Annotated in this window: 10 protein-coding genes and 2 pseudogenes; 6 read left to right on the top strand and 6 right to left on the bottom strand. The window is 59.0% G+C overall.

The features are described from left to right. The first annotated feature begins 6 nt into the window (after nt 1-6). Both AAAK34_RS19000 and AAAK34_RS19005 read left to right on the top strand, forming a co-directional pair. Nucleotides 7-1,107, top strand: coding sequence for an SAM-dependent methyltransferase (locus AAAK34_RS19000; RefSeq protein WP_231694668.1), 1,101 nt, complete (start codon nt 7-9; stop codon nt 1,105-1,107). Between the two features lie 11 nt (nt 1,108-1,118). Then, the gene (locus tag AAAK34_RS19005) at nt 1,119-1,313 is read left to right on the top strand and encodes a DUF2905 domain-containing protein (RefSeq protein ID WP_231694667.1); all 195 of its coding nucleotides are present in this window, start codon (nt 1,119-1,121) and stop codon (nt 1,311-1,313) included. Nucleotides 1,314-1,327: 14 nt separating this feature from the next. Here the strand turns inward: AAAK34_RS19005 and AAAK34_RS19010 are convergent, their stop codons facing one another. From AAAK34_RS19010 to rodA, 3 genes and pseudogenes are all read right to left on the bottom strand, one after another. Further along, a complete protein-coding gene (locus tag AAAK34_RS19010; RefSeq protein ID WP_431777564.1) occupies nt 1,328-2,926 on the bottom strand; it encodes a phospholipase D-like domain-containing protein in 1,599 nt (532 codons plus the stop codon). 151 nt (nt 2,927-3,077) lie between these two features. Continuing rightward, nucleotides 3,078-3,413 carry a YegP family protein gene (locus AAAK34_RS19015; RefSeq protein ID WP_231694665.1) on the bottom strand — a complete coding sequence of 112 codons (336 nt, stop codon included), beginning with the start codon at nt 3,411-3,413 and terminating at the stop codon, nt 3,078-3,080. A 159-nt stretch (nt 3,414-3,572) separates the two neighbouring features. Next, nucleotides 3,573-4,687, bottom strand: a pseudogene (gene rodA / locus AAAK34_RS19020) (rod shape-determining protein RodA). 128 nt (nt 4,688-4,815) lie between these two features. Here rodA and AAAK34_RS19025 point away from each other — a divergent pair. Beyond that, entirely contained in the window at nt 4,816-5,409 is a 594-nt protein-coding gene (locus AAAK34_RS19025) for a YqiA/YcfP family alpha/beta fold hydrolase (protein ID WP_231694663.1), read from the top strand. A 30-nt stretch (nt 5,410-5,439) separates the two neighbouring features. Here AAAK34_RS19025 and AAAK34_RS19030 read toward each other — a convergent pair whose 3' ends face one another. The 3 genes from AAAK34_RS19030 to AAAK34_RS19040 form a co-directional block, all read right to left on the bottom strand. Further along, entirely contained in the window at nt 5,440-7,224 is a 1,785-nt protein-coding gene (locus AAAK34_RS19030) for a patatin-like phospholipase family protein (RefSeq protein ID WP_431777565.1), read from the bottom strand. A 129-nt stretch (nt 7,225-7,353) separates the two neighbouring features. Then, nucleotides 7,354-7,791 (bottom strand): type III secretion system chaperone, encoded by a 438-nt coding sequence (locus AAAK34_RS19035; protein ID WP_231694661.1) that lies wholly within the window; start codon nt 7,789-7,791, stop codon nt 7,354-7,356. A gap of 13 nt (nt 7,792-7,804) precedes the next feature. Then, nucleotides 7,805-8,254, bottom strand: a complete 450-nt coding sequence (locus tag AAAK34_RS19040) for a hypothetical protein (protein ID WP_231694660.1) — start codon at nt 8,252-8,254, stop codon at nt 7,805-7,807. A gap of 228 nt (nt 8,255-8,482) precedes the next feature. Between AAAK34_RS19040 and AAAK34_RS19045 the strand changes: the two are divergent. The 3 genes and pseudogenes from AAAK34_RS19045 to mtgA all read left to right on the top strand — a co-directional run bounded on the left by AAAK34_RS19045 (nt 8,483) and on the right by mtgA (nt 12,227). Beyond that, nucleotides 8,483-10,560 (top strand): annotated as a pseudogene (locus AAAK34_RS19045) (ribonuclease catalytic domain-containing protein). Further along, a complete protein-coding gene (locus AAAK34_RS19050) occupies nt 10,557-11,441 on the top strand; it encodes an energy transducer TonB (protein WP_231694658.1) in 885 nt (294 codons plus the stop codon). Before AAAK34_RS19045 ends, AAAK34_RS19050 begins: the two are co-directional and overlap by 4 nt. A gap of 60 nt (nt 11,442-11,501) precedes the next feature. After that, nucleotides 11,502-12,227, top strand: a complete 726-nt coding sequence (gene mtgA / locus AAAK34_RS19055) for a monofunctional biosynthetic peptidoglycan transglycosylase (protein ID WP_231694657.1) — start codon at nt 11,502-11,504, stop codon at nt 12,225-12,227. The last annotated feature ends 53 nt before the right edge of the window (nt 12,228-12,280 follow it).

Genomic DNA, 12,280 nt, shown 5'->3' on the forward strand with positions numbered 1-12,280 from the left:
CGGGCAGTGCAAAGCGAAGCCATCTTAACGTCCCCCCTGCAAGCCCACGTGGTGCAGGCCATCTCCGCCTCGGGCGGATGGATCGGTTTCGACCGTTTCATGCAGATGGCCCTGTACGAACCAGGCCTGGGTTATTACGCCAATACCTCCCCCAAATTCGGCGCCCTCCCCGCGAGTGGAAGCGATTTCATCACCGCCCCCGAGCTCTCCCCATTGTTCGGCCAGACTCTGGCTGTGCAGGTGGCCGAGGCCCTGGCTGCAACTGGCAGCGACGAGGTCTGGGAGTTTGGTGCCGGCTCCGGCGCGCTGGCGGCGCAGCTGCTGGAGGCTCTGGGTGACCGGGTACACCACTACCACATCGTGGATGTGTCAGGCACCTTGCGAACGCGGCAGCAAGCCAGGCTGGAAAGCTGGGGCACCCGCGTGCAATGGCACGGCACGCTTCCACCGGCGATTAACGGGGTTGTGGTGGGCAATGAGGTGTTGGACGCCATGCCGGTGCAGTTGCTGGCCCGTGTGGGCGGCACTTGGCACGAACGTGGCGTGGCGCTGCACGGCAATGCCTTGGCATGGGCAGATCGCCCTACGGATCTGCGGCCACCTTTCGACATTGAGGGCGAGCACGACGTGGTCACCGAGATCCACCCGCAAGCGCGCGCTTTTGTGACTACGCTGGCGGAGCGCCTGCTCGCTGGCAAAGGTGGGGCTGCTTTTCTCATCGACTACGGATTCCCGGAGGCAGAGTACTACCACCCACAACGCATCAGCGGAACGCTGGTCTGCCACCAGGCGCACCAGGTAGATGACAACCCTCTGATCAACATTGGCCACAAGGACATCACCGCGCACGTGGATTTCACTGGCATTGCCTTGGCGGCGCAGGATGCCGGTCTTACGGTACTGGGCTACACCTCACAAGGACGTTTCTTGCTCAATTGCGGCATTGCCTCGCTCATGGAGGCATCCAGCCTGCCGGAGCGCGCCAATGCCATGAAGGTTCTGGCCGAGCATGAAATGGGCGAGCTGTTCAAAATAATCGGGCTAGCCACCGGCGAGGGCTGGGCGGCGTGCGGCTTTGCCGTAGGCGACCGCAGCCACAGACTTTAGGAGTCCGCGCCTTGATTCGCTGGATCATCGTCATTTTTATTGCCCTGATATTCATCAGCTGGTTTACACCCCTGCTGCAAAAACTGGGCTTCGGTCGCTTACCGGGCGATTTCCGGTTTCGGCTCTTCGGGCGTGAGTGGTTCATACCGCTAACCACCACGCTGTTGCTGAGTGCGGTGGCCAGCTTGATTGCACGCTGGCTTTAGCCAACGCGAGAAAATCACAACATCTCATCCGGCGCGAAAGGTCCCAATAGCTGAAGGATCAGGCGCAAGACGAGGCTGGCGTCAGGCTCAGTGAGGGCATCTTCGAAGTCCGCACCAGGAGGCGCCTTCCAGTTCAAGTTGCCCTCTTCGTCGAGATTGAGTCTCCAGGCGCCCTCGTCGAGAGTTTTCTGAACCAGCTCAATCGCTTGCTGCGACAAAGCCCTGCTGCGGATAAGCAGGGCGACTTCACTGTTCTGAAGCTTGGATCGCAGATCAAGATTCATGGAGCCAATGCTGATGAGCCGCCCGTCGATCACGACCAGTTTGGCGTGCAGGCTAGCCTTTGAACCGCCTCCGGAGGAGCCGAACACCGTGCGCGCCACCTGCCGCTGCATGGCGCGCATCTCGTGGACTTCAACTCCCATGGCAAGCAATTCCCGCCGATATCGGGCGTAGCCTACGTGCGCCAAAGGCGCATCATTGGACGCCAGCGAGTTGGTCAGCACGCGTATGCGCACTCCCCGTGCGCTCACGACCCTCAGCGTCTGCGTCATTTTTTCGCCGGGCACGAAGTAGGGCGACACGATGAGCACATCACGTTTGGCCTGCTGGATCAAAGAAAGAAGGCCGTCGACCACGGTGTCCTGGGTATGCTCGTCGTTCTCTTCGGGGATCAGTTTGGCTGGCTGATCGACCAGCAGTTCGGCGGGCGCCCAGATCAGCGGCAGTTCCTTCAAATCCATAGGAGGCGGCAGATCTTCTGGCAAAGGAGACGATGACAACGGCGCTGCTGGCACTGATGCTGACGGAACTGGATCTTGTGAGGAAGTTTCGGCCTCGCGCAAAGCACGCAACTCCTCCGGGCGAATGAGTGAGGCCACCGGGTAGGCCAGATTGTTGTTCCAGTAGCGATCGAAGCTGGCAGACATCTGTCTCACCACAGGGCCGGCAGCCAACACGTCCAGATCGATGAAATTGCTCTGCTCCGAATAACCAAAATAAGCTTCGCCGAGATTGCGCCCACCGGCAATACCCCAGGCGTTGTCGGCTATGAACAGCTTGTTGTGCATGCGGTGCTGTATGCGCTGGAAATCGTTCAATGCGCCCAGGGCTCGCAAGACGCCCAGTCCCCGCCAGCCGGGTAGCGGGTTGAACATGCGCATTTCCACGCCAGGCAGAAACGCCATGCGCATCACTTGGGCATTGCGCCCCGTGGAATTGAAGTCATCAAGCAGAATTCGTACGCGAACTCCCCGGTTCGCCGCTGCCTGCACGGCCTGCAGCAATTCACGGGTACTAGTATCGGCGTGTATGGCGTAGTACTGAATGTCGAGGGTTTTTTGCGCCCCCACAGTCAACGCCAGGCGACTGGCATATGCGGATTCTGCCGAGTCTATGAGTGCAAAGCCAGACACCCCCTCACGCAATAACTGTCGGCGCTGCTGCACCAGTGTACCCAACGGCGTGAGGACTTCGCTCGTGAGCGCCTTGGACACCGGCCGATCGACATTCTCGGGCAGGCCTGCGCAGCCAGCCAGCACCGTCATGACCACTGCCAGCAGCCACGCCAGACCGACGCCACGAAGCAAGGAAGAATGAGCTGAAAACAACATCGGGCATATGCCCCAAAAGATATTCAACTCATAGTAGGCCCGCCCCGAACGTAAGCTTGTCAGACAGAACCGGCAAATCTTGCCGCGGGCACGTTTTTGCTCCAGAAAAGAAAAAACCGCCCGAAGGCGGCGGCTGTGGAACACGACAGCGTCAGGCCGTCTGGTCTTCCACCGTGGCGCCCGGAGTACTCTGCACGCAGGCGGCAATGCCGTCGTCACGCGCGGACTCGCTTGAATACATCTGGCTCTGGCCAATAACCTGATTGTTGCCAGCCTTCAAAGTGAAATAAAACGAACCGTCCTTGGCGTTCAGTTTGTCGTACCTGGCAGCGTCGCCACCGTTCTTCTTGACCGATTCAATGCCATTAAGCGCGCTTGCTTTGGCCTCATACATCTCGCTGCTCAGAACAATCTGACCATTTGATGCATGGAGATTGAAAAAATACTTGTCATTCTTCGACTTCTTGAGTTCAAACTTGCCTGCCATAGCGCGTCTCCTTAATAATTGCCAGTAGATTGACACCGCCATTGTGGCGCGACCTCTTCCGGTTTACAAGTGACCGCTTTCAAATCCAGTTAGCCCAGATAATTCGACCTCCCTAGATTGGCCGTCCACTCTGGGCGCTTTTTTTATGACGGTCTGATGTCAGCTTTGCGCCAATCTCCGCGCCCTCGAGATCGACATCAGAATGCCCAGCCCCAACCCCAGCGTGACCATGGCGGTTCCACCATAGCTGACGAAGGGAAGCGGCACACCCACCACGGGCAGGATGCCACTGACCATTCCCATGTTGACGAACGCATAGGTGAAAAAGATACTGGTCACGCCGGTTGCCATAAGACGCGAAAAAAGCGTGGACGCCTCGGCAGCGATCGTCAGGCCGCGTGCCACCAGAAAAATGAAACAGCCGATCAAAGCGAGGTTACCAACGAGCCCAAACTCCTCCGAGAAAGCGGCAAAAATAAAATCCGTGGTGCGCTCGGGTATGAATTCGAGGTGCGTTTGCGTGCCTTGCATGAAACCCTTGCCGTACAGCCCGCCAGATCCGATGGCAATCATGCCCTGCAAAATGTGAAAACCTTTGCCCAGAGGATCGCGCGCCGGATCCAGCAAGGTGCAGATCCTCGTCTGCTGATATTCATGCAGAATCGGCCAGCGCACCCCCTCGGCACATATCTGCGGCTCGAAGATCACGATCAACACAATGCCCACAATACCTGCTACCACCGGCGGTATCACCAGTTTCCAGGACAGACCTGCAAAGAAAATCACGGCGAGTCCGGCCGCCATGACAAGCAAAGAGGTTCCGAGGTCGGGCTGCACCATGATCAGCCCGACCGGCACGGCCAGCAGGACAAATGCAATTAAAAAATCGAATGGGCGCGTATGCCCTTCTCGCTGCTGGAACCACCAGGCCAGCATCATGGGTGTAGCAATTTTCAGTAGTTCGCTCGGCTGGATGACCACGCCGACATTGATCCAGCGCTGAGCGCCTTTCTTGGTAATGCCAAACAGCGCGACTCCCACCAGCAAAGCCACGCCCAACGCGTAAAGGGGGGAGCCAGCGCCATCAATCGTTGGGGAGGTATCTGTGCCACCACAAACAAAATCCCGGCCGCCAGGAGCATGTTTCGGGTGTGATCGATAAAGCGTGTGCCGTGATCGAAACCCGATGAATACATGGCGATCAATCCAGCACTCGCCAGCAACAGCACAGCCAGCACCAGCAGCCAGTCGAAGCCGCGTAGCATGGGCAGCATCCGCTGCCATAGGGGGGTCTTTCCAACACAATGGGCATGCCAGATTATCCCCCGGCGCCCCTGAAGCGCGCAGCGCGTGGGGTGCGGGAGCGCGCGCATGCGCCCGCCAACCTCTTTAACATGGAGGCATGACCACCACGCACCTCCTCTATCTGCACGGCTTTCGATCTTCGCCCCAATCCACCAAGGCACGCATGATGGCGGCGCACATGGCCAGTGATCACCCAGACGTGCAATGGTGGTGTCCGCAGTTGCCGCCTTCCCCGGCCGAGGCCGCCAAGCTGATCCAGAAGGGCACGGAAAACTGGCCGTCTGAACGCATGGCCATCGTGGGTTCCTCGCTGGGCGGTTTTTATGCCACCTGGCTGGCGCAGCGTCGCCTATGCCGTGCGGTGTTGCTGAACCCGGCCGTCAACCCTGCGCGCGACCTGACTGCCTACATTGGAGAGCAGACGGCGTGGCACGACCCGGCCGAGCACTTTTACTTCCGACCGGAGTACATCGCTGAGCTGAAATCACTGGAAAGCGGCGCGCTCGCCCACCCGGAGAATTTCTTCACGGTGATTGCCAAGGGAGATGAGGTGCTCGATTGGCGCGAGATGACAGCGCGCTATGCGGGCACGCACATCAAGCTCCTGGAGGGAGGAGACCATGCGCTTACGGACTTCGACCTCCACATGGGGGAAATTCTGAGTTTTTTGTTCAACCTGCCCGCTATCTGAGTGTCTGGGCTTGACACCATCATCCCGGCATCAGGCAAAGTCAGATGAGGCCGTGTCTCCAACTGCCAGTTGATACAGCTGGCGCTGAAGCCGGTACGCTGGATCACTCACACCGAGCCTGTACTCACGCGGATCAGGTGTCACGCCCTCGCTCAGCAGCTGCTTTTCAGTGTCGGTCAGCATGGCCCAGCAATCGTCGATAGTGGCACATTCCACCGCGTACGCCTGGCCTTCGCGCTGCTCGATCTGCTGCAGCATATTGAGCGTGGACATGTGCTTGGCGCTCTCCAGCCGCTCGCGGGAGGCCAGCAAATCAAGCGTGCCAAGATCACCATGAAAAACCACGTAGGCATTGGGTCCCGCGCCCTTCACTTTGGCATCGTCATTCAGCGATGACTGACCAAAGTCGGGGTTGCCTGTCACCTTCGAGATTATCCAGTCGACCGCACCATTGCGTTTTTGCTGAGGTCCGTGCATCGCTGAATAGGCCTCGCCGTTCTCGTCGAAGGTCAAGAGTGCTGTGCGCGAGAACGCCTCTACCCTTGCATTACCCGTGAGATTGCCTGTAACGACTTCCGTTGGCATATTGCTGCCAATTCCTCCATCCGAGAACGTTCGAGTTCCCAGACCATCACCGGGATCGTAGGTGACAGACTTGAAAGCTATGGGAAATGCCATCGAGATGCGTCCTGCCACTGCGATCGGCATGTTGGGCGTCATCTGGGTACTGAAGTAGGTCGTCGTGCGGTTGTCTTTGTCCCAGCCGGTCAGCACCAGCTCCTTGAATCGGGCGGGGTCCAACTGATGCAGCAGAGACAGATCGTTGAAGGTGATCATTTGGTCCGTCCGATCTTGCTGGAAGTCTTGCATGGTCAGCTGCGCCAGCCGCTCCAAGGCACGGGGACCCGCCGTTTCCTGCAACTGCAGCAGTTTTTGCTGAAAGCTGTTGGTGTTCCAGTTGCTTTCGAGATAGCCGGCAACGTTGGTGGCGGAGATTTGATCCAGAAGTTCCAGGGCGCGGCCAGAATGAAATCCCAAGCGCCAGCTGACGTCAATGTGGGGGTAGAGCTTTTCGAAGTTTCTTGGCTTGGCCGCGAGTTCTGTCATGCTCAAGGAATCAGACAAACGGGCAAATGCCTTGGCGTCCTGACCGCTGGCCAACGCCACCGCGGTCAGCGCTCCAACCGATGAGCCCACAATTTTTTTCAAGCCCTCGAGAAGGCCTGCACTCTCCATTTCGAGGAGTGCGACTCCGTTGGCCACTCCCTTCGCACCTCCTCCGCGCAGCACCAGATTCTCGATCAACGGCGCTGGCCGAACCAACAAAATGGTTTGATCGGGGCGCAGGAGAATTTGTGGCCTCATGTCGTAGGCAGGTGGTTCGGTGATGCGCGCTCTTGACACCTGCAACTGCAAGTCCCCGAGCGCCAGGCGCGCGGACTCATTGGCTCGAGCAACAGCCTCCCGAAGCATCGAGTCGGAAACTCGGCCATCCTTGCGCTGAATCGCATGGTCGATGACCCTATCCAGGGAGTTGGCGAGTATCTGTTGCATCAACCCCTGGCTTTGATCGATCAGATTATTGCGCTGCTTTGGAGCTAGCGCACTCACCTGATCCTGAAAGAAGCTCTTGAAGGCCTCCCGAGCGTTAATGAGGGTTTCAACACCCTTTGTAGGAGTGCGGAAAACGCCCCTGAGCTTCCCCAAAAGCCCGCCGTCGACCGATAAATTTCCCACGGCAGCCTGCCAGCGCAACTCGCTGGCGTCCATTGCGCGCACTGCGCCGAGGGGCAAAGTACTTGAAATTCCGGTCATCATGAATTCCTTTCAACTTAGTAACGCTTCCAGGTTCGACGCCATAGGGCAATGACGGCTGGTTTTGGCCTGAACACACACCCCATCAGCCCCAGGAGAATTAAGAGCGGCTCAATGCCGCATTCAGCTTCAAGTGGAGCAGGCCACCTCCGGATGGAAACCGCAAGCCAGCGTGCGCGAGAGTTCCCGCACACGAAAGCCCTGTTCAACATGCCAAGACATCCACGCGGAAAAGGCACCGCCACCCAGTCGAGTCATCTCCCGGTGGCCGTGCAGCAGCACAAAGTCTCGGCTGTCTATGGCGATGCGCAGCGCCTGCCCAGGCCATGAGGCGTGATTAAGCAGTAGCAGGGCTTTGAGGATCGCCCGACGCTGGGCGCCGGTTTGCGGCGCAAGGTCGCAGCACCAGACGTCGATGGCAACGTCTGCGCCGTTAGGGTGTAGCCCTACCGTGACAGGCAGCCCGCCGTCAAACACCAGACTGAAGGACCGAGCAGAAACGCATTCCAGTGGAACACCCAGGCTGTCGGCCAAACGCTCAAAAGCAGGATTCTCAAAACGAGCCATATCTGCGCCCTGCTCAAGGCAGGCCCCAAGTAAACGACGTCTGGCTGGTGGCCCCGCCTTTTCCCGTCATGAAGCCAGAAGCCCCATTGCACGCAGCTTCACAGATGGCCACGAGTCGCTCCAGCATGCGACCCAGGATCTCTTCCACTTGCTGTGCCTGGCAAGGCTCATTCAGAGTGACTGCAATACAAGCCGATCCGTGGTCGTCAATACCACCAAGGAAGCCCTCGGTCCAGCGCGTCTCGGCCCCTAGCAGCAATAGTGCGGTGTGAAGGGCGTCGTCCTCGGCCGGAGCACGTTGCATCGGCTCCTGGGCGATCACGGCGACGATGCTTGATCCATGATCGGTTCGCAGCAATCGAAGCTCACGGTGCCCGCCCAGCGGCACATGCACCCAGTGCGCACACTCCAGATGCAATGCGCCCTCGGCCAGCTCCGAGGCAATGGCAGGAATGGTGTTCATGCTCATAGGGCGTCAACTAGATCAACTTGAAGACAGCTCCCCATTCACCAACTGGCGCGCGCTCGTCGATCCAGTCAGTCCGCATGGAAGCACTGAAATTTTTTTGGTTCATACCAACATCATTTCAAATACTTTCAGCTACGAATAGAGGGTTTTATACGTACTGAAGTATTATTATTTACAGCTTATACTGGCTTGTTGACCTCGGTAGTGCGAGACAATGCGAGCATGTTTGCATTGTTTGACGAAGCCGGAAAATTCCTGGCCGGAAGAATTCTTTCCGAAACCGACACCTCGGCTCAGGTGGAACTGGAATCGGGCAAGCGCCTGAAGGTCAAGTCCGCCCAACAGCTCCTACGCTTTGAGAAGCCCACGCCTGCCGCCCTATTGGCTGACGCCTCTGCGCTGGCGGCTGATATTGAGCTGTCTCTGGCCTGGGAATTCGCCCCTGAAGAGGAGTTCGGCTTTGCCGAGCTCGCCTCTGACTATTTTGGCGCCTCCCCTGGTTTGACCCAGCAAACCGCCATGCTAATGGCGCTGCAAAGCGCGCCCCATTACTTCCGACGTGCTGGCAAGGGGCGCTTTCGCAAGGCACCTGCCGACATCGTGGCTCAAGCGCTGGCAGCCATAGAAAAGAAAAAGCAGATCGCCGCCCAAATCGCCGACTGGTCATCCGAGCTGGCCGAAGGCCGCTGCCCGGAGCCGATTCGCGCGCAGCTCTACAAGATCCTGTTCAGGCCCGACAAAAACGCGCCCGAATACAAGGCCGTGGTGGATGCCAGCCGCGCGACGCAAACGGCACCACTGGTTCTTCTGCAAAAGGCTGGAGCCATTGAATCCGCCTACCAGTTTCACTGGCAACGCTTTCTGTTCGACAATTTTCCGAAGGGCACCGCCTTCCCGCCGTTGGCAGCACCAGCCATTTCGGAGGAGCTACCGCTGTCGGAAGCACAGGCCTACTCCATCGACGATTCGCAGACCACGGAAATCGACGACGCGCTCTCGGTCCAAGGACTTGGCACAGGAACCGTGGTGCTCGGAATCCATATCGCGGCCCCTGGTATGGCGATCCAGCCCGGCGATGCACTGGATCAGGTCAGCCGTGCACGCCTTTCCACCGTCTACATGCCGGGCTACAAGATCACCATGCTGCCCGATGACGTGGTGCAGACCTACACTTTGAGCGAAGGGCGGGCAGTTCCCGCCGTGTCGCTGTATGTCACGCTCGACGAAGCCACACTGGAGATCAAGAGCAGTGAAACCAGGCTGGAGCGTGTTCAGATAGCGGCCAACTTGCGGCATGACCAACTGGATCACCTCGTCACCGCGGAATGGCTGGATCAGACAGCAGGAGAAGGCGGGTCGGCTGCAGAAGAAACCTCGCTGCCAATCAAGCGCGAAGAACTCTCGTTTCTCTACACGTTCGCGCGGCACTTGAAGGCACAGCGGGAAAAAGTGCGCGGCAAGCCCGAAACCTTCAATCGGCCAGACTACACCTTCAGACTGGTGGGTAACGACGGAGAGATCCCCTCCGGCGAAGAAGTTGTGCAGATCACCACGCGCCAGCGTGGCGCCCCTCTGGATCTGATGGTGGCGGAGCTGATGATTCTGGCCAACAGCACATGGGGGCAATGGCTGGCCAGTCTGGGGGTGCCAGGCATCTACCGCAGTCAGGCCAGCATGGCACCGGGCGTGAAAGTGCGCATGGGTGCCAAGGCGCTACCGCACGCAGGCATCGGCGTGCCCAGCTATGCCTGGAGCACCTCTCCCTGCGCCGCTATGTCGATCTGGTAAACCAGTGGCAGATCATTGCCGCCGCGCGCCATGGCCGCACAGCGGCGCTCGCAGCGCCCTTCAAGCCGAAGGACGCGCAGCTGTTCGCCGTCATCAGCGCCTTCGATGCTGCGTACAGTGCCTACAACGGTCACCAGGCAAGCATGGAACGCTTCTGGACACTCCACTACCTGCGCCAGCAAGACATCACCGAACTGACCGCCAGCCTGCTGCGCGAGCAGGCTGGCGGCGCCTGGCTGGCACGCGCGGACGAACTGCCATTGGTTTTCACCGTCATGGGTGCTAAAAATCTGCCGCGTGGCACGCAGGTTCGCGTCAAGCTGGGCGCCATTGATGACATTGCTCTCGACGTGGGCGGAACTGTGATTGAGGTGCTGGACGCGGCCGGTGCCGACAGCAACCCGGCAGACAGTGAAGCCGAGGAAGATGAAGAAGACACCGCTGGCCCAATTGCCATCGCGGTCGATGTGAATGAAGCGGACGCCTCCAGCACCGATAATCCGACACCGTGATCGGCCGCCTCCTCAAGTCACTCTCTGCCCTCCAATGGGCCTTGGGAATTTCGTTCGCACTGCATGCCGTGCTGCTAACGATTCGCTTCGTCGATCCCGAGGGTTTCAAGCGTGTGTTTGAGGAATCGCCCCTGGAAGTGATCCTGGTCAACTCCAAATCGGACGACAAACCCGAGAAAGCCCAAGCCTTGGCGCAAGCCAGCCTGGCCGGCGGTGGCGAGGCGGCCGACCGGCGCATAGCCAGCACTCCGTTGCCGCCAAGCGTGGTGGAGCTGCAAGGCGACAGCGCCATCGACCAGAACCAGCGCCGCATCGACGCCATGCAGCAGCAGCAGGAACAACTGCTGACTCAACTGCGTGCCCAATTGTCCGCCCTCCCACCGCCCGACCCCTTGCAAAAAAGCAATGACACCCAGGCCCAGGCGCAGGAGGATCGGCGCAGGCAACTGGCCAAGTTGCTGGCAGCCATTGAGCGTAGAGTTGTGGAAGAAAATACTCGGCCCAAGAAACGGTACCTGAGCCCAGCCACACTGGGAACCACCTACGCCCTGTATTACGATGACTTGCGACGCAAAATCGAAGTGCGCGGCACGCGAAATTTTCCCGAAGTGGGTGGCAAGAAACTGTACGGCGAATTGATGATGGCGCTGCTCATTAACCATGACGGGCGGATACTCGACGCCAGAGTGGTGCAGGGTTCAGGTAGCCGCGTTCTAGACCGGCTGGCCGAAGCCATCGCACATGCAGCGGCTCCTTTCGGCAACTTTACCGCGGCCATGCGCCAGGAGACAGACCAGATCGACATCACCGCGCGCTTCAAGTTTACGCACGAGATGACTCTGGAAACGACACTTCTGGAAGAGGGTAAAACCACCCCTTGAGGCGGGCTTTCTCCGTGTTCGTGCGCACTTGAAGCCCAATGCTTGATAACCAACTTTGAAATGCGTATCTTTGTTCGTTGGCTTGTTCTCGTGGTGCTGGCGCTAGTCGCGCTGCAGCTGTTCTTCATCGGCCGCATCGCACTGATGGCCGTCGTGGATCCACAATCCACGACCTTTCAGCGCTCGGAAGCCTGGCGCCTGGCGAGCACCGGCACACTGCGATGGCGCCAGCAGTGGCTGCCTTACGATCAAATCTCCGGCAATCTCAAACGGGCGGTGATCGCCTCCGAAGATGATGACTTCATCAACCACGACGGGGTCGAATGGGAAGCCATCGAGCAAGCCTGGGAGCGCAATGCCAAAGCCGAAGAAACCGCGGCCAAACGGGCCGAGAAAAACCTGCCTGCACGGCCAGTGAAGATTCGCGGTGGCTCCACCATCACCCAACAATTAGCCAAGAACCTGCTGCTCTCGGGGGAGCGCACGCTCTTGCGCAAGGGGCAGGAGCTGGTGCTCGCCTACGCGCTGGAACGCCTGCTGAGCAAGCAACGCATTCTGGAGATCTACCTCAACAACGTGGAATGGGGTGCCGGCGTGTTCGGTGCGGAGGCCGCAGCGCGACACTACTTCAAGAAAAGCGCGGCGCAGCTTAGCCCTTATGAAGCCGCACGCCTGGCGGTCATGCTGCCGCGCCCACGCTATTTTGAGAAGGTGCCGCGCTCGTCTTACCTGAACCACCGCGCGAACGTCATCGTCGGGCGCATGCGTAGCGCGGAGCTGCCGTAATCATCGGCGTTGAGTAGGCCAGCGTCTGTGTGCTGCGCTACTGCGTCCGCCTA

This window comes from Ottowia caeni (assembly GCF_050821495.1).
GTDB classification, from domain to species: domain Bacteria; phylum Pseudomonadota; class Gammaproteobacteria; order Burkholderiales; family Burkholderiaceae_C; genus Ottowia; species Ottowia caeni.

Excerpts from the sequence above, each read along its gene's own strand:
- AAAK34_RS19030 (WP_431777565.1), bottom strand. The coding sequence starts at position 7,224 with ATGACCGGAATTTCAAGTACTTTGCCCCTCGGCGCAGTGCGCGCAATG.
- AAAK34_RS19010 (WP_431777564.1), bottom strand. The coding sequence starts at position 2,926 with ATGTTGTTTTCAGCTCATTCTTCCTTGCTTCGTGGCGTCGGTCTGGCG.
- AAAK34_RS19035 (WP_231694661.1), bottom strand. The coding sequence starts at position 7,791 with ATGGCTCGTTTTGAGAATCCTGCTTTTGAGCGTTTGGCCGACAGCCTG.
- mtgA (WP_231694657.1), top strand. The coding sequence starts at position 11,502 with ATGCGTATCTTTGTTCGTTGGCTTGTTCTCGTGGTGCTGGCGCTAGTC.
- AAAK34_RS19040 (WP_231694660.1), bottom strand. The coding sequence starts at position 8,254 with ATGAACACCATTCCTGCCATTGCCTCGGAGCTGGCCGAGGGCGCATTG.
- AAAK34_RS19025 (WP_231694663.1), top strand. The coding sequence starts at position 4,816 with ATGACCACCACGCACCTCCTCTATCTGCACGGCTTTCGATCTTCGCCC.
- AAAK34_RS19015 (WP_231694665.1), bottom strand. The coding sequence starts at position 3,413 with ATGGCAGGCAAGTTTGAACTCAAGAAGTCGAAGAATGACAAGTATTTT.